Genomic DNA, 24,472 nt, shown 5'->3' with positions numbered 1-24,472 from the left:
TGTCAGTAAGATGTTCTATGTTTTGGATTCAGGAAAGATTAGAGCGGTGCATCAGCAAGTGCCAATAGCTGCTGAAGCTGCTCTGTCTGTGTACTGTTCAATCCAATAAATGGTGATGTGCAATGATCAGAATTAATCACCCCTTTGAGTTGTAACGCTTTTTTAAATGTTGGAATAAATGGCGTATTCACCCCATAAATCGCCATTAATTGGTCGACGCGTTGCTGATATTTTGCGACTAATGCTAAATCACCTTGAGCAAAAGCTTGCATCCATGATGCAAAAAATTGAGGGAAAATATTCGATAAACCGCCGATACAGCCACTTCCGCCAGACAACACGACATGAGCAAAGTTATTGTCATAGCCTGCATAAACTTCAAAATGTGGGAGCCGTGATTTTACTGTTTCAATCACTTGAGCTGTATGAGAAGTGTCAGGAATGGTATCTTTTAGCCCAACAATATTAGTGTATTTATCCGCTAAGCGAAGACAAACCTCAGGAGAAACAGAGTAGCCAGTGCGCTCAGGGAAGTTATAAATAAAAATTTTAGCGGGTGTTTTTTCCGCAATCGTACTGTAAAAACGGTAAACCCCTTCATCGTCTAGTGGGAAATAATACGGGCTAATGATCATCACACCGTCAATTTCCTGCTCATAGGCAAAATTAGCCAATTCAATGGATTCATTCACATCTAGGCGGCTTGCCCCTGCATAAACATGCATTCCTTCTTTTTGATAACCGCCACAAAGTTCTATTAATGCTTTTGAATTCTGCATATTTAATGCAAAAAACTCCCCAGTACTCCCCATCGTCACAAAACCTGACACCTTTCCTTTCAAAGAGTCATAAACGTGTAAGTTCTGTTCAAGATCTACTCGCCCCTTGTCATCAAAAACGGTCACTACAGGGGTAATATAACGACTTTCCATACTTTTTTTCTCCATTATTCTTTTTCTTCATTAATCATCGTTCATATATACAAACTGTATTCATAAATAAAAACACAATCAAATAAACACGAATTCTAGATGGAGTCAAATTTATCCATTAACTTTAACTATTCACTTAATGAATTGATTAATTGAGATTTAATTGATAAAAGGGATAATAACGGTAGATTAAATCTATTTTTTTTATTAAAAAATTTTGAGCAGTATCACGGCTTTTTATTGCTCATATCAGGTTTATTCATGATGAAAATGAGACAAATCGTTTTTCTACGGCGATTTACATCGTGTTATTTTAAACCTAGAATAGCGGCAAAATTAATCAGGGAGATAGTTCAATGTCTACGGGGCACATGCCGACAATTCGAGTATTAGAGATACTTCAAGTTTTAGCGGCTGAAAATACTGGGCTTTCTTTGACACAACTTTCTGATAAAACTAATATTTTAAAGGGGACAATTTACCCTATTTTAAAAACATTAGCTGAGTTTCGGTATATCAATTACGATGATAAGAGCCAGCTTTACTATTTAGGTATTGCGTGCTCAATTCTTTCCCGCTCATTTTTCGAAAAATCATATTGGTTGAAAATGATACATCGAGAGATGACGCAAATTGTTGAAGAGTGTAATGAAGTTTGCCAAATGGGCATCTTAGATGGCGCTGATGTACTATACATAGACAAAGTGCAATCTGCACAAAAAGTCCAACTAATTTCTAACATTGGAACCCGCTTACCCGCCATTTATTCAGCATTGGGTAAAGCGATGATTTTTAACTATACTGACCAACAAATTGCTCAGCTATACCCTTCTGGCTTTACGCCACTCACTCAATATAGTGTGCAAACTCTACCTGAATTGCGTCAGCAACTTAATATTGTTAGCCAAAATGGCTATGCCGTAGACAATAAAGAAATCAACGAAGAAACAACTTGCTATGCAGTGGCATTGCGCCAACGTAATAAAATCATTGCAGCAATTAGTGTATCTATTCCGACCTTCCGCAGTGATAAACAAAAAGTTGATCAAGTCATCAAAACATTGCTCAACAGCCGTGAACGCATCGAACAAGAGCTAAATACATTAGAAGATATTGAATTTTATACTGAAAACTAATTTAGTGTCTTCATAAAAATTTAAAGTATTGGTTGCTTCCATCAAAGATTATTTTCTTATAATTGGCATAATTGTTAGATAAATATTGCTCGTTAATATAACTAACTAAAAAGTGGTATATCAGATTAAAGTTATACAAGTTAGGGGGATATATACACATAAGTTAAATTAAATATTAAACGGATCATATTCATCTTAAATAATTAACATTTGCACGTATTTTTTTACTTAATCCTGGCCTTAAGATAGCCTTTATAAAAATATTTTATAAATTTTAAAAAATATTTTTATGTTATTTTTCATTTGGTTACAGTTGATTTTAACATTTAATTAACCATTTTGACCACTTTCTCTAGAGACTTCATGATCCACATCAAATTTCTCATTTATCCCCTTTGTTACTATTATTGCGTGCTATAATTAATCAACTTTGTAAGAGAGTGTTGGTATGAAAGCTGACAACCCTTTTAATTTACTGCCACCAGCTGTAATGGCGCAAGTCGCAGATGATGCGGCCTTTTATAAGGCGAATAAGCATCCTGCAATTACTTACTTGTCAGCATTCACTGCCGGTATTTTTATCTCTATCGCATTTGTATTTTACATCACTGCAACTACAGGGGCGGCTGAAGCGCCTTATGGTTTTACTAAGCTCATTGGTGGGATTTGTTTCTCCTTGGGTCTGATGCTAGTCGTTGTATGCGGTGCCGACCTTTTCACTTCTACCGTACTCACTATTGTTTCGAAAGCCACAGGCAGGATCACTTGGGGACAAATGTTCCGTAATTGGTTTCATGTCTACATTGGTAACTTAATTGGTGCATTGTTCTTTGTCGCAATTATCTGGTTTGCAGGGCAATATACTGCAGCAAATGGGCTATGGGGTCTTAACGTTTTACAAACCACCAGCCATAAATTACACCATACTTTTGTTGAAGCTGTTGCATTAGGAATTTTAGCAAACTTAATGGTCTGCCTTGCGGTTTGGATGAGTTATTCAGGTCGTAGCTTAACTGATAAACTGGTTGTTCTTGTTCTGCCTGTTGCTATGTTTGTAGCAAGCGGTTTTGAACATAGCATTGCAAATATGTTTATGATCCCATTAGGGATTATGATTAAAGAATTTGCTCCTGCTGAGTATTGGGCTCAAATCAATATGTCACCAGAGCAGTTTTCGCACCTAACAGTCGGAAACTTTATTACAGATAACTTAATTCCAGTCACTATTGGAAATATTATTGGCGGCGCGATTTTAGTCGGCCTCATTTATTGGTTCATGCATTTACGTGGTGGCCAAAAACATTAATAGCCACTGACACACACAAAAAGATTTATTAAGATCCTTAAAAGATCCATTGTTAAAAGGTAAAAGTATCATGTCCGAGTTAAATGAAAAATTCGCTTTAGCATGGCAAGGTTTTAACCAAGGTAACTGGCAGGATAACGTCGATGTACGTGATTTTATCCAGAAAAACTACACTCCATATGAAGGTGATGAATCTTTCTTAGCAGGCTCTACCCCAGCGACTGACGCACTGTGGGATAAAGTCATGGAAGGGATCAAAATCGAAAACCGCACTCACGCGCCAGTTGATTTTGACACAGATGTTGCGTCAACTATCACTTCCCATGATGCTGGTTACATTACTAAAGAATTAGAAAAAATCGTTGGTTTACAAACTGACGCCCCTCTGAAACGTGGTCTTATCCCGTTCGGTGGTATCAAAATGGTTGAAGGCTCATGTAAAGCTTATGACCGCACTTTAGACCCAGAAATCAAAAAAATCTTCACTGAATATCGTAAGACTCACAACCAAGGTGTTTTCGACGTTTACACACCAGACATCTTAAAATGCCGTAAATCAGGTATCTTAACAGGTCTACCGGATGCATATGGTCGTGGTCGTATCATCGGTGACTACCGTCGCGTTGCACTGTACGGTATTGATTTCCTGATGAAAGACAAATTTAACCAATTCACCTCTTTGCAAGAAAGATTAGAAAAAGGTGAAGACCTGCAAATGACTATCCAACTGCGCGAAGAAATTGCTGAACAGCACCGCGCATTGGGTCAAATGAAAGAAATGGCTGCAAAATACGGTTACGATATTTCTGCACCAGCAACAAATGCACAAGAAGCTGTACAGTGGACTTACTTCGGTTACTTAGCCGCAGTGAAATCACAAAATGGTGCAGCAATGTCATTTGGTCGTGTTTCAACGTTCTTAGACGTTTATATCCAACGTGATATCGAAGCAGGTAAACTGACTGAACAACAAGCGCAAGAACTGATTGACCACTTAGTCATGAAACTGCGTATGGTACGTTTCTTACGTACACCTGAATACGATGAGCTATTCTCTGGTGACCCAATTTGGGCAACAGAATCATTAGCGGGTATGGGTCTTGATGGCCGTACTTTAGTCACCAAAAATACGTTCCGCTTCCTGAACACACTGTATACCATGGGCCCATCTCCAGAGCCTAACATGACTATTTTGTGGTCAGAAAAACTGCCATTGAATTTCAAAAAATATGCGGCAAAAGTCTCTATCGATACTTCATCAGTTCAATATGAAAACGACGACCTGATGCGTCCAGATTTCAACAACGATGACTACGCTATTGCATGTTGTGTTAGCCCAATGATTGTTGGTAAACAAATGCAGTTCTTCGGTGCTCGTGCTAACTTAGCGAAAACCATGCTGTATACCATCAATGGTGGTATCGATGAAAAACTGAAAATGCAAGTTGGTCCTAAACATGCGCCAATCATGGACGAAGTCCTTGACTTCGATACTGTGATGAATCAAATGGATGGCTTCATGGACTGGTTAGCAACTCAGTACGTCACTGCACTGAACTGCATCCACTTCATGCACGACAAATACAGCTATGAAGCTTCTCTAATGGCGCTGCATGACCGTGATGTCTATCGTACAATGGCATGTGGTATTGCGGGTCTGTCTGTTGCAGCTGACTCACTGTCTGCGATTAAGTATGCCAAAGTTAAACCAATTCGTGATGAAGACGGTATTGCAATCGACTTTGAAATCGAAGGCGAGTATCCACAATTCGGTAATAACGATTCTCGTGTAGATGATATCGCGTGTGACTTAGTTGAACGTTTCATGAAGAAAATTCAGAAACTGCCTACTTATCGTAACGCAGTACCAACTCAGTCAATCTTAACTATCACATCTAACGTTGTGTATGGTAAGAAAACAGGTAATACCCCTGATGGTCGTCGAGCAGGTGCTCCGTTTGGCCCAGGTGCAAACCCTATGCACGGCCGTGACCAAAAAGGTGCGGTTGCATCGTTAACTTCTGTTGCTAAACTGCCATTTGCTTACGCGAAAGACGGTATTTCTTATACTTTCTCTATCGTACCAAATGCATTAGGTAAAGATGACGATGTTCGTAAAACTAACTTAGCAGGTCTGATGGATGGTTACTTCCATCATGAAGCGTCTATCGAAGGCGGTCAGCACCTGAACGTTAACGTTATGAACCGTGAAATGCTGTTAGATGCAATGGAAAACCCAGAAAAATACCCACAACTGACTATCCGTGTATCTGGTTACGCAGTGCGTTTCAACTCACTGACTAAAGAACAACAGCAAGACGTTATTACTCGTACTTTCACCAGTACAATGTAATAATTAGCTTATTAAAATAAAGTAAATTAAAGGCCCCGTTTTATGGGGTCTTTTTATCTATACCAGCAACGATATTTTTCTCTCTAAAGTTTGCGGTATGACGGATATTTTGGAGTGCCTGCTATGTCTATCGATGATACTAAAACTAAAACAATAGCGACAACTAATGTGACAGAAACCCCTGCCGTACTTGGCCGTATTCACTCTTTTGAATCATGCGGTACCGTCGATGGTCCGGGGATCCGCTTTATTGTCTTTTTCCAAGGCTGCCTAATGCGCTGTCTGTATTGTCATAACCGCGATACATGGGATACCCACGGCGGTCAAATTGTGACTGTCGATGAACTAATGAAAGAAGCAGTTACCTATCGCCATTTTATGAATGCAACCGGTGGTGGTGTTACCGCATCCGGTGGCGAGGCAATTTTGCAGGCAGAATTTGTCCGCGATTGGTTCCGCGCCTGTAAAAAAGAAAATATCCATACTTGCTTAGATACGAATGGCTTTGTGCGCCGTTATGACCCTGTTATTGATGAACTAATGGATGTTACTGATTTAGTCATGCTCGATTTAAAACAAATCAATGATGATATCCACCAAAAATTAGTGGGTGTATCCAACCAGCGTACACTTGAATTCGCTCGCTATCTGGCTAAACGTAATCAAAAAACATGGGTTCGCTATGTCGTTGTACCAGGTTGGAGTGATGATGACCACTCAGTGCATCTGCTAGGTGAGTTTACTAAAGATATGAGTAATATCGAAAAAATCGAGTTATTACCTTACCATGAGCTGGGTAAACACAAGTGGGAAACTATGGGTGAAGAATATAAACTTGATGGGGTGAGACCACCATCAAAAGAAGTCATGGAGCGTGTTAAAAGTATTCTCGAAAGCTATGGCCATAAAGTGATGTATTAATACTCGTTGGGGCTTGAAATAAAGCCCCCCTTACCTTAGCGTATTGCAACTGGCTCTGTTAGTTGGGGTTGGTTTTATCAAGCAATACGCAGGTATAAAACAATTTATCCGATGCAAGTTTCCATTTCCGTATATTGTTTTTGAATTAATAACGAATATTTGGAATTGGTAATCAAACATAGAAAATGCTGTTTTACGTACTGTTCAAATACTGCAAAAACAGACCAACCGAGAATAAATCTGCGACTATGTGTTGATGCGACGTAGCCAGCCTCCCTTAAATCTACAAATAGCATAATTCAATGATAGAGCGGCCTTTGAATTTAATTTCTTTATTAACAGTTAGTAAAGAAGCTTTATTAATAAAAGCTTGAACTTTTATTGTGCCTTTTATATTAGAAAAAAGAGCAGGTTGCAAACTCCCTAATTTTGCCCAAGATATGATTTTATTTGAGGAATCATTAGGTAATAAATCACCATTCGCATGTTGCCAAATGATATTTTGGTCTCCACAAGATGCATTACCTGATATTGGCTGCACTCTCTCTGCCTTATTATCTACATATAAAGAACCTAAATCTAACGCTATCGCATATCCACCAATAGGAACACCTTCCTGAGTATTACCTAATCCCCCTGCCATCATATTGTTATTTAATAACTGAACAGGAGGAACTCCATAACCGCTAACACCTTCTTGTTTATTTGGCGCAAGTGAACGTTCAATTTGATTAAAAGTTTGGAGTGCTATAGCAGTTTTCCCCGAATCACATTGTACAGTGAAGTTAATATTTTTTTCGGGTAATATTGTATAAGAATAATTACTTAACTCATTTCTATTTATAGCACCATAGTCAATTGAGGTAGAATCAACAATAAGATTACATGCTGTTGTCATTTCTGAATAGCTAATACTTAAACTTGTACTTCCACCCAACGTTTTTAACGGTATTTTGTTCCTAACAACAACACCTTTTTTACTCAATGAATTAATTTTTAAATCAACAAGTAAATTGAAGGAAAATATTTTTCCTTTTTCACCCTGTGCGGGTTGAATACGTAGATTGGGATGAATTTTAACATCTTTTTGTGATGAGTTGATTCTATTTGAGCTATTTAATTCAATAGCATCGACTAAAATAGGTTTCCCATCAAGCATCGGATTATTTACATTTAAAATAGCTTCAGATGTATTATTTGAAAAGGTATTGCTAATCGTAGAAAAATCAATATATGGGGTAGTTTCTTCACTGCACTCTACTACTACAGGAACAATCCGATTCCCCGCATATACCACACCATTTTGTTTTTTTGTATTAAAATCAGCTAAGGTATCATAGTTAACCTCATCTGTTCCCAAGTTGATGTTACATGTCCCATGACCATCTGATGCAAATGCACTAAAAGATAGGCAAGTTAGTAGCCCTGCAATTAATTTTATCATTCTAAAGCCTTTAGTTAGCCATAAAGCAAATAGGGTTTATTATTGTAAACAATTCAGTTTTCGAAATACCAACATCACTAGTGAGATTAATAGTGCATTTTTTATTATTGCCTACGTCAACAAAATAACTTGTCGGCAAGGATAGATTATCGATAATAATTCGCCCAGCATTGTCAGTTATGGTTAATAAATCACCGTTTTTATCATATACTTTTAAATTTTTAGAAAGTTTCTTCCCATTAAATGATGGAGTTAAAATAGCTCGGTTAACTTGATTAATGTAGAAATTAACCAAGGGAACACTACCATTAGCAGGTTGAAATTCTATAATCCCATAGGGAGCATTCATATTTTTAGGTAATTTTCGGTAGTCTATCTTAGCATAATTAGTTCTATAACTATCTATACTTGGTATTACCGCGTAACCTTTACTATTAGTCATCACTGTTCCTGATGAAGATTGTATTGGAATATTTTCTTGGTTTTCTGTTTTTGCTATAGCAAATGTATTCGCTATTCTTTTCGATGAAAAAATGAGTTCATTATCAAAATAAACCATGCCGCCGGATAACGACCCATAGTAACTACTGGTATTATTACCTTTACTAATATTACCCGAAAGTAAAGTGACCGGTGTAGTATAATTCATATTCAATGAGACATTTTGATTACTTGGTTCTGTATTTTTATTCGCACTAATCGAATAACTTAAGTTATCATAATTATGGTTGCTATATCGCGTTCCGTAACTTTTGTTATTGTCATACTGATTCATCCAACTCGATAAATTTTGCCTATCCCCTAACGAAATATCGACATTGAAATAAATAGTGTTATCATTTGTGTGGTTATATAACCTTCTCTCATATCCTAAATAAACATTATATTTATTTGCATATAAGTTGTTCCAATTAGCATTATAATAATTAATCGTTCTGTCACCAAGAGAACGGTTCCAACTTAATGAAAATGACCCTAAGCTATTGAAATGTGTATTTACACCAATACCATATTGAGTTTCACTGCTGTTTACATGATTTGAATACATTATTGTATCGTAATCATTCAATGTTTCGTTAAAGTCTTTGTATTCTTTACTTCTATATAAAGAGTTCGCCGCTAAATTAGTATTCGCGATAACTGGATAATTATAACTTAATGTATAATACTCACCGTATTTGTTGTCCATATCTTTAGATATATTAGTTGTTATAGTTGCTAGTGATAAATTCGGAAATTCATAAGTATTACTGAGCCCCACACCTTGGTAATCTTTTGATGCAAGCCCCCCGACAACAACCAACATATCTGGACGTAGATTAAACCCTTTACTGACATTCATAACATAAGGCTTTTTATCTGCTTTATTTTGGTTAACTTTACCTAAGCCAAATGTTATATCTTTATTGATACTATTTGAGGCTAATATAAATGAACTAGCAGGAACGATAAATGTACTTTCTTTATTACTTTGGTTTATAACCGTTACTGATAAATCCAACCGATTATTTAATAGCGGGAGGTTTTCTAATGTATAAGGGCCTTCTGGGACAGTTGTTGTATAAATTAAAATTCCCGCTTGCCTTACTTCAATCACAGAACGTTCAAATGCGATACCATTGACGATACCACCGCCTTGAGATGAGCTATCTAATGCCAATTCCGGAACTAACTGAAAGCCAATAACTTGCCCAGAGCTAAAAAACGAATTCGATAAATTAATCTGGCCAACCTGCAAGTTTTTTTTAAGAGGTTCTAATGTTTTCTCTGCATATAAGGTTTGATGATCAAAACTCGTTTCGCCATTAAAATACGTATATGTTTGGTCGCTTCTCACAATCCAATTGTATACATTGAATCCTAATGTAAGATTTGAATTAAAAAATGACTGAGAAGCAAAATCACTTTTAGTAGAAAAATATTTTATATCATAATTAAAAACGCCTGATTTCCCTGTGTGAAGCCAATCATTTGTTGATTTATTTTTTAACAGTGATGGCGATGCGTAGATATTGACGCGTAAATCACCAGGTATCAGTTCTACCTCTAAATTATCGTAGTCCTTTATTGTTGGACACGTTGAATTAATTTTGGATAGTTCGATATTTGTAGTATTAATAAACTTAGTATCAAGACAAAGCTCTCCTTGAGAGTTAAATAAAAAAGAACTCTGACCAATATATTTATCATTTAAAAACACACTAACGATATTTTCGCCTTGAGGAAAATGAGCCTTTTCACTATATAACTTTGCAATATCACTAGGTATTCCTTTGTGTTTTAGTGCATCTTGGTCGAAGACTACTTCTTTCGCATAGGAAGAAGTAGCCACAAATAGCAAAATTGCAACAATTTTATTCTTTTTTTTTCTAGTCATTTTTACTAGTTATTTAACTTGATAGAATATTTTTGCGTGGTTGAATACCCCCATTGAGTAAATGGTTGTATAGTAACCCCATCAATCAGTGTCGGCGAACGTTGAGATGTAGTTAACTCTATAGATTGATTAGGTAAAATATAATTAGATGGTAACACCCACTCAATATTCCCAGGCTTACTCAATACACTATTGCTTAATCTTACAATATAAGGGCTAGGGTTAGTTACGATTAACGTATTTTTTTCATACTTCCATTTTAACAATTCCCAAGGAGTATCATTTTCAGGCAAGTTTTTGGGTTTTATAATAAGAGGAAGATTTTGTCGAATAGTAAATTTGATCTGTTCAGCATCAGGATCTGCTTGTGGCGGGATGCCTTCAAAAATAACTCTCATTAATACTTCATGCTTTAAATCAGAATTACTTGTGAGCATAAAGCGTATTAATTGCTTAGCTTTAGGCTCAACTCGAATAAGTTGAGGAGTAGCAATAACCAGATCTTGGTATTCAGGATCGACATTTACTAATTCTGTTGTTAATAGAACAGGATAGTTGTCTGTATTAGTCACAACAATCTCACCATCTTGACTTTTTTCATTAACAACAACGACTGACGTAGCAGGTAATATGCCTGCTGCAATTGATAGCTGTGGGATTAGTAATACAATTATAAGTAATAAATATGTTTTTATTTTCATTTTAGTTGCGTCATTTTATTATAAGGTAACTAAATTAATTTAGTTACCTACAAATTTTAGATATAATTTAATTCAATTGTTGATAAACCATCGAGTAAAACAGGTTTTGATTTACCGACTGTAGCTGCCTCTTCACTTACATAAGCTTGAACCTGTAAAACTCCATCATAAATACTCGCTTCAATAGGCGTTGTTTCATTTGCTTTCGCAAAAGAAGTTTGTAAATCCATATTATTTGAGAATAGGTTTCCGCCCGAAACTTTCCAAACTTTGCTTTGAGTATTATAGTAAATATTCTGAACTTCACTACCTGAAATAGTTGTTAGCTGATTATTGCTATCCAATGTACTCACATTCAAGCTATTCGCTTTGTAACGAACAATATACCCGCCAATATTTATACCTGTAGAGGTTTTACCTAATCCAGCTACACCATTTGAGCTATTTCCCGCACCAATATCTAATAATTTAATAGGAAGTGCAGCAAATCCTCGAGAATTCTCAGTTGCGCCAGCAACTGTACCAACTCGTTTACTAGATGCAGATAATTTAACAGGAGCATTAGCTGAACAACGAATTGTAAAACTGGTTTCCTGTATTGGTAAGGCGGCAAATTTGCCACCAAAGGCACCATCTACAAATGTTAATGTATCAAGATCAATCAAACCATAATCAATATTACCACCACCAGCAATATCTAATTCACAAGCTGCAGGGTCAATTCGACCTGTAACGCTAATATCTATAGAACCAACGCTAGCCGCTGAGGCTGTAAATGAGCATATCATTGCTGACGAAATGAGGATTGGTAATAGCTTTTTCATACTTGTTTTCCATATAATTTATTAGTTCGGCTTATATCTTATGTTTTATCCCAAAAAAGAGTAGAGAAATAATGTTCTATTTTGTAAAATTTAACTACATATTAATAATATTATAGACCTTGCTATACACAAAATAAAACACCAATAATTTCAGATTAAATACGATAACTTATTAATCTAGCATTCCCAATATGACACACTCTATGATTTAAATTAACATCATTAACAAAATAGCATCATTTTATGACTAAATTTTTAATGATGTTAATAATGATGTTAATAATGATGTTAGTAACATTTTGTTTCATTCAATACCCCAACTGCTAACTAATAGTTAAAAATAATAACTAATTTATCGTGCTAATATTTTTAATATGGGAGAGTTCATAATTTAATTTACTACTCATAATACAATAATATAATTTTACGCTTGGGTTTTGCATAATGTTAACAATCTTATATTTAAGCAAATCAAGGTATTGAATACTCACCCTCTATTTCTTAGATTAGTGTTTTATTGGTACTAAAAAGCGCTATCTCAACTATAGCAATCGCTGGTTTAAAGGTCGTGCTCTAGTCTAGAGCAGCTCTGATTTACGTTGATGATGCGACAAGTTCACTGATGTAACTGAGATTTGTTAAATATTGAGCCACTTTTAGTTATTTTGAAGCAACTACAGTGATATAGAAAAGCATGACAACCTCCTTTCGTGATACAGAAACAAAGCAAGCATTTTTCAGATCAATAATAAAAATATAACTAAAGGCGATGAGCACTCTGAATTTGGAAGAACGATGCGCGACTTAATATCCAAACCATTTGTGTTCAGGCTAGCTCAGATAAAGATCGTGTCGAAGTGCTCATTTAACCCTTCACGACTGGCTAGTCAAAGAGTTCAGGCATAAAGGTATCAGTTGTATGGGAGAATTGATATTTTCCCAATAGAACAACCTCCACAGCTGTACCATAAAAAACATACCCAATATGCTAGGTACTGGCTTTATACCTATACTCCCACTTCACCACACAGGTACATATCTTGACTTAGTTTTCCTACTAATTTTGATTAGTACAAACCCTACGTTCAACAATATAGTGCGATTAACCCGAAAAAATTAATATAAATACCTTATTTCAATATACCGATTCCGTTCCTTTTAAATAAAGGAATTACAACGTATGTTTCTACTGAAAGAAATTAAACCATCAGATATCTGCCCAATATCGAGTATTAGTTTATAAAAATTACCAATATTAACCATGTTGTTTTCATGGGTAATGTATTTCAATTAAGAATGATTTAATGCTCTATTAATGTGTTATAAAAACAAAAAACAGTATTTTATACCAACTTAAAAAGCCAATTGTTTGTTGTCATTGATAAAATATTGTCTATTTGGATTTTTTAACAAAATACTTTTTATTGAAAAAATAATTAAACATAAATACCTTACCAGAATTGTCTGCTTTATAATGTACTCACTTATCTGCATACTACTGCCAATAAGTAACAAGAGTGACATAAACTCAAAACACTTATCTATAATAATATATTGCTAACTCACTACGAAAAATAGGTTCCTTTTTTATCATGAATAATGAAAACTTTAGTGCAGATAACAACCCTGCACCTACAATTGACCCACAAAATCAAACTGATACTTTTGTTTTCCATGCTGAGCCTCGCGCGGTAGATGCTGGTGAAGGGGTTAACTGGATCAGCCAATCATGGTCTCTCGTTAAAGAGAAACTGGGTATGTGGATCTTGATTAACATCGTACTATTTGCATTAATCTTTATCATTTCGATGATCCCTTTCCTTAATTTACTGATTACCTTTATTACTCCTATTTTTATTGGCGGTATTATTGCAATCTGTGAAAACCAGCGTAAAACAGGTCAAGCTGAAATTGGCTTACTATTCGCCGGTTTCCAAAATAAATTCGGTACCCTATTTGCCGTTGGTGCAATCAACTTTGCCGCTAACTTAGTGGGTATGATCATCGCCTTTATTATTGGTGGTTCCGCTATGTTTGGTTTATTGATGGAAAGCAACCAATATGGCTCACCATCTGATGCTGCAATCCTTGCGTCTTCAGGTACATTCTTCTTTGCAATCATTATTATGGCTGTTGCTGCATTAGTCGGTACCGCATTAACTTGGTTTGCACCTGCACTGGTAATGAACCATAACTTTACTGTTGGCGCTGCAATTTCTGCCAGCTTACAAGCTGTTAAGAAAAACATCCTGCCAGGCATTCTGTTCTTTATCGTTATTTCAATCCTAATGATAATCTCAGTTATTCCTTTAGGTTTAGGTCTGTTAGTTTCTATGCCAATTATGTATGCTTGTTATTACAGCAGCTACCGTAGTCTGTTTTTCTCCCAAGTAAAATAAGCCAAGGTATGATGATTTAGCGATTTTGCTAAATCATTAAATCTAAAAAAGGAAAGCATTTGCTTTCCTTTTTACTATCCCCTACAAATCCACATATATTCCTTTAAATAATAATTTTCTTTCTCCTTTTTTAAATTAGAGTTGTTTTCCATGTATTTCAATATCACTGATTTGAAACTGTGTTAATGTCGCTAATGCAGGAAGCATCAGCCATGGAGAGGAACTAACTTATCTTACATTGCAATCTGTAGGTGAATGGGTGGGTTAGAAAATGAATTAAATATTGGCATATTTAGTCATTCAGTGAAAGGGGGCTCAGGTTTAACCTGAAGATACTTATTCAGAACACGTTAAATTTACAAAAAAAACGCGACCACTATGAGCCGCGTTTAACTTTTGAAAGAATAACGGAAATTAACCGATATATTCTAGGCCTTTCATATATGGGCGTAATACTTCTGGAACTTCAATACGGCCATCTGCTAATTGGTAGTTTTCTAAAATCGCCACCAATGTACGACCAACGGCTAAACCAGAACCATTTAGCGTATGAACTAGTTGAGTTTTCTTATCACTCTTACCACGGAAACGCGCTTGCATACGACGTGCTTGGAAATCCCACATGTTTGAACAAGAAGAAATCTCACGGTATGTATTTTGAGCTGGTAACCATACTTCTAAGTCGTAAGTTTTGCGTGAACCGAAACCAATATCACCAGTACATAAAATCACTTTACGGTAAGGTAAGTTCAATAATTGCAGAACCTTCTCAGCGTGACCTGTTAGCTCTTCCAGTGCATCCATCGATTTTTCAGGGTGAACTATTTGTACAAGCTCAACTTTGTCGAACTGGTGCATACGGATAAGACCACGAGTATCCCGACCATATGAACCCGCTTCAGAACGGAAACAAGGTGTATGTGCAGTCATTTTTAGCGGAAGATCATTTTCATCTAAAATTTCATCCCGTACTAAGTTAGTAACAGGGACTTCTGCTGTTGGGATCAACGCATAAGTGCTGCTGTCTGCTTCTTCTTCCAACGGTTTGGTATGGAATAAATCTTCACCAAACTTTGGTAATTGGCCGGTACCGTACAGCGTATCATGATTGACCAAATACGGAACATATAGCTCTTGATAACCATGCTGCTCTGTATGTAAATCCAACATAAATTGGGCTAACGCACGGTGCATACGGGCTATTTGCCCTTTCATCACCACGAAGCGTGCACCGGTCAGTTTTACCGCAGCAGGGAAGTCTAGGCCCCCTGTTAATTCGCCTAGGCTAACGTGATCTTTAACTTCAAAATCATATTCACGAGGTTTACCCCAACGCGCAACCTCGACATTGTCGGAATCATCTTTGCCATCAGGAACTTGGTCATCAGGAATATTCGGGATACTCAATGCAATATCACGGATTTCTTGTTGCAGCTTGTCTAATTCTGCCTTAGCAGAATCCAATTTTTCGCCTAATAAGTTAACTTCTTGACGTAATGGCTCAATATCTTCACCACGTGCCTTAGCCGCACCGATAGTTTTCGATCGCGAGTTACGGTCTGCTTGCAGGGTTTCAGTTTCAACTTGTAAAACTTTGCGGCGTTCTTCTAATTCACGCAGCTTTTCCACATCAAGGGTAAAACCCCTGCGAGCCAGTTTTTCAGCAACCGCGTCTAGCTCCGTACGCAGTAAATTTGGATCGAGCATGCTTATCCTGTGATAATTGTTAGTTATTGATGGTACTTAATATAACGCATTCCAGCGTTATAAATAAAAGTATAGTAATTGGCTATATAACCTTACCGCATTGCCCAGTTTAGCGATAGCGTTTTATGGCACTATTTTGATCCTGTTGGGCTAACCAGTCTAATTTTTCAGCAAACTTGCTCTCTTGCCCTCGTTTTTCAGGGTAATAATAACGCGTTGCCTGCATTGGCTCAGGAAAGTAGTTTTCCCCAGCAGCGTAAGCATTAGGCTCATCATGAGCATAACGATACCCTTTCCCTGCCCCCATTTCTTTTAACAACTTAGTTGGGGCGTTGCGTAAATGCTCAGGGACATCGTAGTCGGGCTGCATTTGAGCATCTTTAATAGCTGCTTTATATGCGGTGTAGACAGCATTACTTTTTGGAGCGCAGGCAAGGTAAATAATCGCTTGGGCAATTGCACGCTCACCTTCTGCGGGCCCCACTCGGGTAAAACAATCCCATGCAGAAATGGCCACTTGCATAGCCCGAGGGTCGGCATTCCCGACATCTTCAGAAGCTATTGCTAACAAGCGGCGTGCGACATAAAGTGGATCTCCCCCCGCCGTAATGATCCTTGCATACCAATAGAGCGCGGCGTCAGGGGCCGAGCCTCTTACTGACTTATGCAATGCAGAAATTAAATCGTAATAACGGTCACCTTTATTATCGAAGCGTGCAGTACGTTCACCACTGACTTCTTTCAGTAAGTCAGCGGTCAAAATACGTTGGCCTTGGCTATCGGCTTCAGCCATATCGGCCATCATTTCCAATAAATTCAATGAGCGCCGAGCATCGCCATTAACTAACTGTGCAATAATTTTACGTGTACTGTCAGGTAGAAGAATATTTTGCCCACCTAGCCCTCTTTCTGTATCAGCTAAGGCTTGTAACAATACTAGCTCAATATCCGCTTCTTCCAGTGACTTAAGTAAATAAACCCTTGCGCGCGAAAGTAGTGCAGAATTCAACTCAAATGAAGGGTTCTCTGTTGTCGCCCCAATGAATGTGATCGTACCATCTTCGATATGAGGTAAAAAAGCATCTTGCTGGCTTTTATTAAAACGATGAACTTCATCCACAAATAAAATTGTTCTGCGGCCTGCGCTACGGTTTTGGCGTGCTTTTTCTATTGACTCACGGATTTCTTTAACACCTGAGGTAACAGCAGAAATACGCTCTATGTCAGCCTGAGCATAATGGCCAATCACTTCAGCAAGAGTCGTTTTACCTGTCCCCGGTGGCCCCCATAAAATCATGGAGTGCAAATGCCCTGCTTTAATAGCGCGTGGTAATGGTTTCCCCTCCGCTAGCAAATGCTTTTGGCCAATGTATTGCTCAAGGGTTTCAGGCCGCATTCTTGCTGCTAAAGGTTGGAATTCATTCTGCGAAAAATCGAGAGACAGGTTACCCACGAGATCCTCTTTTTTACGTCTTAAAAATAAAGAAGTGCAAATCACCAGGCCATTAAGACCTGATGATTATTGTCGTTACTATTGGTTATTTTGCATTCGGTCGCTGGTCATCTAAGGTCACCCCTTTAGGCATCGTAAATTTGAATTTACTTGCATCAACAGGACCATTTTTTTGTTCTTTTAACTGATAAGCACTGACTTGCCCATCCTGTTCCACTGCCGAAAATTTTTCAATTGTCCCCTCTGGTGAGACTGTGATTGAAAAGCGTTTCAAGGTGCCATTAGTTTGCTTTGGTTTTAAATCAAACGTGTTACCTTGCTGAATAATTGAATACTGCTTCCAATCTTTAGGATCATTACGAGTGATTAATAAAAATGGCGTGTCTTGTGTGGCATCGGCCAAATTAGTTACCGTAACTTGTTCAACAAAAGGGTTATAAAACCACAAGTTTTTGCCGTCCGAGACTAATACACTTTCATCAGGTGATGTCATGTTCCAATTGAATAAATTCGGGCGTTCAAGCCATAAATCCCCAACACCTTCTTGAACAAGATCCCCTTCAGGGCTAGTCACCTTCTGTGAAAAACTGGCTTGGAAGCTATTGACCTTGTTCAGACGAGCTTGTAGGTCTTGACTGGCGTCGGCCAGTACTTGGCCGATATGTAAACTGAAGGCGAGTACGCCTAATAACATCATTTTTTTCATCGAACAATGACCTTAAGTTATGACCCTAAGAGGTGTGATAACGTTATACACCCCTAAAATTAAACCAACAATCAGCACACTAAATGATTAAGCTGTTAACCTATTTTTAATGCCCCATTGACGGTGGCGCAAGGACTTCACGATTCCCGTTATGACCTTGTTCACTCACAATACCTTGGATCTCCATTTGCTCAACAATCCTTGCGGCGCGGTTATAGCCAATCCTAAATTGACGTTGAACACCGGAAATAGAAACACGTTGTTTTTCAACCACAAACTCTACAGCTTGGTCAAATAATGGGTCAAGTTCTTCCCCACCACTATCATAGCCCCCACCTTCGTTATCATCACTACAAGTGGTAATGTTATCAATATATTGTGGTTTCCCACGCGCCTTCCAATCATTCACAACCGCATGAACCTCTTGGTCACGAACAAAAGCACCGTGTACACGCATAGGGATTGATGAGTTTGGCGGAAGATATAGCATATCCCCCATCCCTAATAGGGACTCAGCACCGCCTTGGTCAAGGATAGTACGAGAGTCTATTTTACTGGAAACAGTAAATGCAATACGAGTAGGGATGTTTGCTTTGATCAACCCAGTGATAATGTCGACAGACGGACGTTGCGTTGCAAGAACAAGGTGAATACCTGCTGCTCGGGCTTTTTGTGCCAATCGAGCAATTAGCTCCTCAACTTTTTTACCTGCCGTCATCATTAAATCAGCAAATTCATCAACCATAACAACGATATAAGGTTCTTTTTTCAGCATAGGATGTTCAATTTCCATGCTATCACTAGGTTTCCAATGTGGATCAGGTATTGGACGCCCCATCTCTTCGGCTGCTTTAATTTTATCATTATAACCCGCAAGGTTACGTACACCGAGAGCAGACATTAGCTTATAACGACGTTCCATTTCATTCACACACCAACGTAATGCATTAGCGGCGTCTTTCATGTCGGTAACGACTTCTGTCAATAAATGCGGGATCCCTTCATAGATGGAAAGCTCCAACATTTTCGGGTCAATCATAATAAAGCGGACATCTTCGGGCTTCGCTTTATACAAAATACTGAGGATCATGGCGTTGACACCAACGGATTTACCTGACCCAGTGGTACCTGCTACTAATAAATGCGGCATTTTTGCTAAATCAGCAACCACGGGGTCACCTTCGATATCTTTACCTAACACAATCGTTAATGGCGAAGGGTTTTTCCTAAAGTCATCGCAGTCTAAAACTTCACTTAAATAAACCGTTTGGCGTTTTTCGTTAGGGAGTTCAAGCCCAACGTACGGCTTACCCGGTATCACTTCCACAACACGTACTGCCACTGTAGATAAAGAGCGTGCAAGGTCTCGTGATAATGTTGATATACGAGCGGCTTTCACACCGGGTGCCAAATCCAGTTCAAAACGCGTGATCACAGGCCCTGGGGAGAAACCAACAACCTCAGCTTTCACCCGATAGTCATTTAACCGAGCTTCGATTAACCTAGCGGTTTGCTCAAGTTTAAACATGTCGACTGGTTCTTCCTGTTCAGGTGGGCTCGCCAGTAAGTCAAGGGATGGCATTGGTGTTGTTGGTTTTGGTAAAGGTTGATCATTTCGCACCAAAAACGGGTGGAATAAGCTATCTTGCTGTGGCTGCTGTGGCTGCTGTGGCTGCTGTGGCTGCTGTGGCTGCTGTGGCTGCTGTGGCTGCTGTGGCTGCTGTGGCTGCGCAAAAGTGTGTGCCGATGTTGACGAATTGCCAAGACCTTCATGAATATTATTTTGTGAATTTTCCGAAGGAACTGGCACCGCACTAAATGAAGGCATAAATAATGGGTCAGCTGGTTCATCGTCTACCAGATCATCAACTGGAGAAAAACTACCCAGCACGGAAAACTCTTTTTTCAAATCAACCTTAGATTCAAAGTGATCAGATATCTGGGAATGTTCATCTTCTGCAAAGCTATTTTTGTACACGTCATCGACTGCTGGAGTGGATTCAGTTGATGCGGGTATTGTGTGAGTATTATTAGAAAATGCTGACGCTGATGGCCAACGATGCTCAATTTCTGGCTGCGTCAAAGAACCTGATTCAGATGGTTCATCTTGCTGCTGTTGCTCTGCAACGCTCGGTTGTGCGCTAAATACCGGCGATTCATAGTCAGTTTCATCGATATCACCATAACGCTCTCGTTGTTGCTCTAAGAACTGAGCTCGTAGCAATTCATCTTGCTGTGCTTCCTCTTCCGTTTCAGAGGACTCCTGCTCACCTGCGGACCACTGTTGATACGCTTGCTCGCGTTTTAACGCCTCTTCTTGGCGGCGTTGCAACTCAGCATCACGCTGAGAAGGGATACGGATACCGTAAAGTTCACGACGAGTAGGTAAACGAACAGGGTTTGGCCTTGGTAATTCAGGCTCTACTGTTTGTTTTACTTGGGCGTGGCGTTCAAGTGCGGCAATGGAAATCCCCGCGGCAGCAATGGCCGCTGGGTCTGAAACACGCTCCGTCACTGTTGAACTTACAGCACTCGCGACATCACTAACATTCATCGATGGCGATGAAAGTGATTGTGGCCTTTGAGGCTCTATTTGATTATTTGACTGTTCTTGATGAGGAACATCAGCTTGATTTTGTGGTGTTATATGCTCATTAGCGTGATATTCAAATGGCGTGGATGTCGCGTTTGATTGATGAACAGGAGGTTCATCCGATATTGGTGCCGTTTCCTCAAAACCAGAACCTAATTGAGGTTGGTAATCTTCAGGCACTTCAAAATGATAGGTATTAGGCTCATCAATAGCAGAAAACGATGGCACCGTTTCTTGTTCCGGTACACCTTGAGCCGCTATTGGCGTTGCCCCTTCAGTAACCGCTGTATTTTCGGTAGACTCTGCCTCTGGTGCAGGGGATACTTCAGTCACCAACTCGGCAACAGTAGGCGCAGAAAATAAAACGTCATCTGGGTCTATAGTATCTGGGTAATTGTTAGCCCTATGCTCTGCTTCTTGCGCACGTTGTAACGCACCTTCGGTTTCTTCGACATCTACATCATAGTCATCTAAGTCATCACCCCTCGCCCTATTTGTTAATAAAGCGATAGGAAAAAGGACGGCAGATCCAATTTTTTCTGCAATTGTCAGCCATGACCAACCTGTAAATAACGTAAAACTAATAGCCCATAAGAACAGCAATGCAAGTGTTGCACCTAATGAGTTAAACCACGGCATTATTGCGTTACTAAACACGCTACCAATAACACCGCCTGAAGCAAAGTTAGGTAAATCATCAAAATTCAGTGCAGCTAGCCCACAAGAGGATAAAATTAGCGCTAACCCACCAATTAACCTTAGAGAAAGAGAGAAGAAATCAATATAGCGACGCTGACTTTCGTATTGGAAAATAGCCCAGCAACCGAGAATTAATAAGGGAGGAATTGCAAAAGCAAGAATACCAAAAGCAGAAAAAAGAATATCCGCGCTCCATGAGCCAACACTACCACCTAAATTCTTTACGGGCGCATTCCATGTGGTTTGGGACCAACTTGGGTCCGAAGGGCTGAAACTCAATAAAGCAACCATTAAAAAGATAGCGCTCAAGCAAATTGCGAGCAAAATAACCTCTAATAGCCGCCTACCGCTACTTAATTTTTTAAATTTGATGTGTTTATCTTCTGTGTATTCTTGGCTCATTATTGTTTCTTTGCTGACTGATGTTCTTTACTGATTTATGTTTATTCTAACATTAATCGCCTTGCTGTGCCTGTTTTACCGTTACGGAAGTAAATCAATGCATCACAGGAACGACAAGTTTCAGTATTTCATCTAACGCATAAGGATTCAATTTCTATTTCCCGTTAAAAATCCTAAATATTTATAGATTTAAAATCAATTAATTGGAAACAATACTCCTTGTTTACTAAGTAATTTTAGCAAACAAATGTCAACGCGGTTAGATTTGCGATTAAATGAGACACTTGAGGGTGAATAACACAATGTTTTTACTGTATTAAAACGGAACAACGCTGAGTAAACTCAGCGTTGAAACTGCAGTGCGACAACAAAGCTGAAAATGCTGTGCTGAAGTGAGGTTAAAAAAGTAAAAATTAGCGTGTTTTAATCACTAAACGGTTACTTTGTTTAACTTCTTCCATAACCACGTAGGTACGAGTATCGTTTACACCAGGTAAGCGTAAAAGAGTTTCACCTAGCAGCTTACGATATGCGGACATATCTGGCACACGCGTTTTCAACAAGTAGTCAAAATCACCAGAAACAAGGTGACATTCTTGAATTTCTTCAAGCTTTTGAACTGCTGTATTGAATTGTTCGAACACGTCTGGTGCACCACGATTCAGTGTAATCTCAACGAACACTAATAGGGATGCATCTAAGTAATGTGGATTTAACAAGGCGGTATAGCCAGAAATAAACCCTTGTCTTTCAAGACGACGCACACGCTCTAAACACGGTGTCGGTGATAAACCAACACGCTTAGACAATTCTACGTTAGAAATTCGCCCGTCTTTTTGTAGTTCGTTTAATATATTCCTGTCGATACGGTCAAGGTCTTTGCCTGGACGCTTTTTATTGTCAATCATCTCTTAATCTCTCTTTCTCTAATTGTTATTTTCTACATCTATAAAATAGCACCTTAGCCGCACCTTTTATATTTAGGGAACCGTGTTCAGGAGCAAATTTTATTCATAGTGCTGAATTTCGTGTGAATGTAATTATCACCCACAATTTTGACTCATTTTTTAAGTTTGTAAGTAGCGTAAAGTTAACTTTCCAGTAAGAACAAAAATGCGCCATTTCCATTGACCTGCTAGATAATTAACTCTTACACAGATGTTTTCGCAAATGCGCAGCCGATTGTCAAAGCAAATGAATAAAAATCAGTACAAGATTTCGCTTTTTTTTCCAGTAAAACGTTTCGCAGCCTTAATTCAAGATAATTCCTAAAAATTGTGAAGCGTGACATATTCAACTTTTTGCTACATTTTTTTACAATTAGTAGGTATTGCCTATCATAGAAATTAGTGGCATGACACTCACTCGCACTTAAACCACTTTTGTTAACCTGCTATTTCTCCTACAATCCTGTTAACGCTTTTTTTTAGATTAAAAGAGGAATTCATGAGCACAACCACACATCGCAAGTTAATCATTCTAGGTTCAGGCCCCGCAGGTTATACTGCCGCAGTCTATGCTGCACGCGCAAATTTAAGCCCAGCCCTGATTACTGGGGTGGAAAAAGGTGGTCAGTTAACTACCACCACTGAAGTTGAAAACTGGCCAGGCGACCCTGAAGGGCTTACTGGACCGATGCTAATGGAGCGCATGCATGAGCACGCAGTTAAATTTGAAACTGAAATCATCTCTGACCATATTCAAAAAGTAGATTTAAAGCAACGCCCTTTCCGACTAATCGGTGATGAAAATCAATATACTTGTGATGCCCTCATTATCGCAACAGGTGCTTCCGCTCGTTATATTGGTTTACCTTCAGAGGAAGCCTTTAAAGGTCGTGGGGTCTCTGCTTGTGCCACTTGTGATGGATTTTTTTACCGTAACCAAAAAGTCGCCGTCGTTGGTGGTGGAAATACCGCGGTTGAAGAAGCACTATATTTATCAAATATTGCCTCAGAAGTTCATTTGATCCACCGTCGTGATAGCTTCCGTGCAGAAAAAATCCTTATTAATCGTTTAATGGATAAAGTCGAAAACGGCAATATTATTCTGCATACCGACCGTACTTTAAACGAAGTACTCGGCGATGACATGGGGGTTACGGGTGTACGCCTTGAGTGCACTAAAACCCACGAAACAGAAGAAATCCCTGTAATGGGAGCCTTTATTGCTATCGGCCATAGCCCAAATACCGCTATTTTTGAAGGGCAATTAGACTTAGACAATGGTTACATTAAAGTCCAATCTGGCACACAAGGTAATGCAACCCAAACCTCAGTAGAAGGTGTTTTCGCCGCTGGTGATGTAATGGACCATATATACCGCCAAGCCATCACCTCAGCAGGGACAGGCTGTATGGCAGCATTAGATGCAGAACGTTACCTTGATGGGCTTGCTTCTAAATAATCTATAACGAACATCTAGGCTTTAATCTTAAATAGATTAAAGCCTTTTTTATTCCTTCCTACTCTCCCTAGTTTTTCTTAACAACTTGCTATTGCTCTATATTTTAAGAGCAA

At 38.6% G+C, this 24,472-nt stretch carries 16 protein-coding genes and 1 pseudogene; 7 read left to right on the top strand and 10 right to left on the bottom strand.

Annotated elements, in window-relative coordinates; translation table 11 throughout:
* Window positions 1–38: 38 nt before the first annotated feature.
* On the bottom strand, window positions 39–932 hold the full coding sequence (locus tag ACPEH5_RS05045) for a dihydrodipicolinate synthase family protein (RefSeq protein ID WP_131680520.1): 894 nt from the start codon (window positions 930–932) through the stop codon (window positions 39–41).
* Window positions 933–1,288: 356 nt separating this feature from the next.
* Between ACPEH5_RS05045 and ACPEH5_RS05040 the strand changes: the two genes are divergently transcribed.
* The 4 genes from ACPEH5_RS05040 (at window position 1,289) to pflA (ending at window position 6,648) form a co-directional block, all read left to right on the top strand.
* Window positions 1,289–2,068 carry an IclR family transcriptional regulator gene (locus ACPEH5_RS05040; RefSeq protein WP_048606579.1) on the top strand — a complete coding sequence of 260 codons (780 nt, stop codon included), beginning with the start codon at window positions 1,289–1,291 and terminating at the stop codon, window positions 2,066–2,068.
* 448 nt (window positions 2,069–2,516) lie between these two features.
* Window positions 2,517–3,374 carry a formate transporter FocA gene (focA, locus tag ACPEH5_RS05035; RefSeq protein WP_048606577.1) on the top strand — a complete coding sequence of 286 codons (858 nt, stop codon included), beginning with the start codon at window positions 2,517–2,519 and terminating at the stop codon, window positions 3,372–3,374.
* Between the two features lie 70 nt (window positions 3,375–3,444).
* Complete coding sequence (pflB, locus tag ACPEH5_RS05030) at window positions 3,445–5,727, top strand: formate C-acetyltransferase (protein ID WP_042846497.1); 2,283 nt, start codon at window positions 3,445–3,447, stop codon at window positions 5,725–5,727.
* Between the two features lie 123 nt (window positions 5,728–5,850).
* Window positions 5,851–6,648, top strand: a complete 798-nt coding sequence (pflA, locus tag ACPEH5_RS05025; RefSeq protein ID WP_048606575.1) for a pyruvate formate lyase 1-activating protein — start codon at window positions 5,851–5,853, stop codon at window positions 6,646–6,648.
* A gap of 283 nt (window positions 6,649–6,931) precedes the next feature.
* Here pflA and ACPEH5_RS05020 read toward each other — a convergent pair whose 3' ends face one another.
* The 4 genes from ACPEH5_RS05020 to ACPEH5_RS05005 are packed head-to-tail and all read right to left on the bottom strand — an operon-like array spanning window position 6,932 to window position 11,994.
* Window positions 6,932–8,092 (bottom strand): DUF1120 domain-containing protein, encoded by a 1,161-nt coding sequence (locus ACPEH5_RS05020; RefSeq protein WP_166686736.1) that lies wholly within the window; start codon window positions 8,090–8,092, stop codon window positions 6,932–6,934.
* A 10-nt stretch (window positions 8,093–8,102) separates the two neighbouring features.
* Complete coding sequence (locus tag ACPEH5_RS05015; RefSeq protein ID WP_166685420.1) at window positions 8,103–10,469, bottom strand: fimbria/pilus outer membrane usher protein; 2,367 nt, start codon at window positions 10,467–10,469, stop codon at window positions 8,103–8,105.
* 5 nt (window positions 10,470–10,474) lie between these two features.
* Window positions 10,475–11,170, bottom strand: coding sequence for a fimbria/pilus chaperone family protein (locus ACPEH5_RS05010; RefSeq protein ID WP_042846500.1), 696 nt, complete (start codon window positions 11,168–11,170; stop codon window positions 10,475–10,477).
* Window positions 11,171–11,226: 56 nt separating this feature from the next.
* Window positions 11,227–11,994 carry a DUF1120 domain-containing protein gene (locus tag ACPEH5_RS05005; RefSeq protein ID WP_048606569.1) on the bottom strand — a complete coding sequence of 256 codons (768 nt, stop codon included), beginning with the start codon at window positions 11,992–11,994 and terminating at the stop codon, window positions 11,227–11,229.
* A 586-nt stretch (window positions 11,995–12,580) separates the two neighbouring features.
* Between ACPEH5_RS05005 and ACPEH5_RS05000 the strand changes: the two are divergent.
* A pseudogene (locus tag ACPEH5_RS05000) lies at window positions 12,581–12,916 on the top strand (ISNCY family transposase); the annotation flags it as partial.
* A gap of 670 nt (window positions 12,917–13,586) precedes the next feature.
* The gene (locus ACPEH5_RS04995) at window positions 13,587–14,393 is read left to right on the top strand and encodes a BPSS1780 family membrane protein (protein WP_042846502.1); all 807 of its coding nucleotides are present in this window, start codon (window positions 13,587–13,589) and stop codon (window positions 14,391–14,393) included.
* A 414-nt stretch (window positions 14,394–14,807) separates the two neighbouring features.
* On the opposite strand, the gene serS is transcribed toward ACPEH5_RS04995, so the two are convergent.
* The 5 genes from serS to lrp all read right to left on the bottom strand — a co-directional run bounded on the left by serS (window position 14,808) and on the right by lrp (window position 22,861).
* Entirely contained in the window at window positions 14,808–16,100 is a 1,293-nt protein-coding gene (gene serS / locus ACPEH5_RS04990) for a serine--tRNA ligase (RefSeq protein WP_042846503.1), read from the bottom strand.
* Window positions 16,101–16,209: 109 nt separating this feature from the next.
* The gene (locus tag ACPEH5_RS04985; protein WP_042846504.1) at window positions 16,210–17,553 is read right to left on the bottom strand and encodes a replication-associated recombination protein A; all 1,344 of its coding nucleotides are present in this window, start codon (window positions 17,551–17,553) and stop codon (window positions 16,210–16,212) included.
* An 85-nt stretch (window positions 17,554–17,638) separates the two neighbouring features.
* Entirely contained in the window at window positions 17,639–18,259 is a 621-nt protein-coding gene (gene lolA, locus ACPEH5_RS04980) for an outer membrane lipoprotein chaperone LolA (protein ID WP_042846505.1), read from the bottom strand.
* Window positions 18,260–18,365: 106 nt separating this feature from the next.
* Complete coding sequence (locus ACPEH5_RS04975) at window positions 18,366–21,953, bottom strand: DNA translocase FtsK 4TM domain-containing protein (protein ID WP_423727021.1); 3,588 nt, start codon at window positions 21,951–21,953, stop codon at window positions 18,366–18,368.
* A 413-nt stretch (window positions 21,954–22,366) separates the two neighbouring features.
* Window positions 22,367–22,861 (bottom strand): leucine-responsive transcriptional regulator Lrp, encoded by a 495-nt coding sequence (gene lrp, locus ACPEH5_RS04970; protein ID WP_004918089.1) that lies wholly within the window; start codon window positions 22,859–22,861, stop codon window positions 22,367–22,369.
* A 538-nt stretch (window positions 22,862–23,399) separates the two neighbouring features.
* Here lrp and trxB point away from each other — a divergent pair.
* Window positions 23,400–24,359 (top strand): thioredoxin-disulfide reductase, encoded by a 960-nt coding sequence (trxB, locus tag ACPEH5_RS04965; RefSeq protein WP_042846507.1) that lies wholly within the window; start codon window positions 23,400–23,402, stop codon window positions 24,357–24,359.
* Window positions 24,360–24,472: the final 113 nt, after the last annotated feature.

Origin of the sequence: Providencia sp. NPDC089933, assembly GCF_049545585.1 — a bacterium.
Classification (GTDB): Bacteria; Pseudomonadota; Gammaproteobacteria; order Enterobacterales; family Enterobacteriaceae; genus Providencia; species Providencia huashanensis.
This window is presented reverse-complemented; position numbering and strand designations above follow the sequence as displayed.

Bases quoted from the DNA above. Each gene is read 5' to 3' on its own strand.
- lrp (WP_004918089.1), bottom strand. From the start codon at position 22,861: ATGATTGACAATAAAAAGCGTCCAGGCAAAGACCTTGACCGTATCGAC.
- ACPEH5_RS05045 (WP_131680520.1), bottom strand. From the start codon at position 932: ATGGAAAGTCGTTATATTACCCCTGTAGTGACCGTTTTTGATGACAAG.
- ACPEH5_RS04975 (WP_423727021.1), bottom strand. From the start codon at position 21,953: ATGAGCCAAGAATACACAGAAGATAAACACATCAAATTTAAAAAATTA.
- ACPEH5_RS05020 (WP_166686736.1), bottom strand. From the start codon at position 8,092: ATGATAAAATTAATTGCAGGGCTACTAACTTGCCTATCTTTTAGTGCA.
- serS (WP_042846503.1), bottom strand. From the start codon at position 16,100: ATGCTCGATCCAAATTTACTGCGTACGGAGCTAGACGCGGTTGCTGAA.
- pflA (WP_048606575.1), top strand. From the start codon at position 5,851: ATGTCTATCGATGATACTAAAACTAAAACAATAGCGACAACTAATGTG.
- ACPEH5_RS05005 (WP_048606569.1), bottom strand. From the start codon at position 11,994: ATGAAAAAGCTATTACCAATCCTCATTTCGTCAGCAATGATATGCTCA.
- pflB (WP_042846497.1), top strand. From the start codon at position 3,445: ATGTCCGAGTTAAATGAAAAATTCGCTTTAGCATGGCAAGGTTTTAAC.
- ACPEH5_RS05010 (WP_042846500.1), bottom strand. From the start codon at position 11,170: ATGAAAATAAAAACATATTTATTACTTATAATTGTATTACTAATCCCA.
- lolA (WP_042846505.1), bottom strand. From the start codon at position 18,259: ATGAAAAAAATGATGTTATTAGGCGTACTCGCCTTCAGTTTACATATC.
- focA (WP_048606577.1), top strand. From the start codon at position 2,517: ATGAAAGCTGACAACCCTTTTAATTTACTGCCACCAGCTGTAATGGCG.
- ACPEH5_RS05015 (WP_166685420.1), bottom strand. From the start codon at position 10,469: ATGACTAGAAAAAAAAAGAATAAAATTGTTGCAATTTTGCTATTTGTG.
- trxB (WP_042846507.1), top strand. From the start codon at position 23,400: ATGAGCACAACCACACATCGCAAGTTAATCATTCTAGGTTCAGGCCCC.
- ACPEH5_RS05040 (WP_048606579.1), top strand. From the start codon at position 1,289: ATGTCTACGGGGCACATGCCGACAATTCGAGTATTAGAGATACTTCAA.
- ACPEH5_RS04995 (WP_042846502.1), top strand. From the start codon at position 13,587: ATGAATAATGAAAACTTTAGTGCAGATAACAACCCTGCACCTACAATT.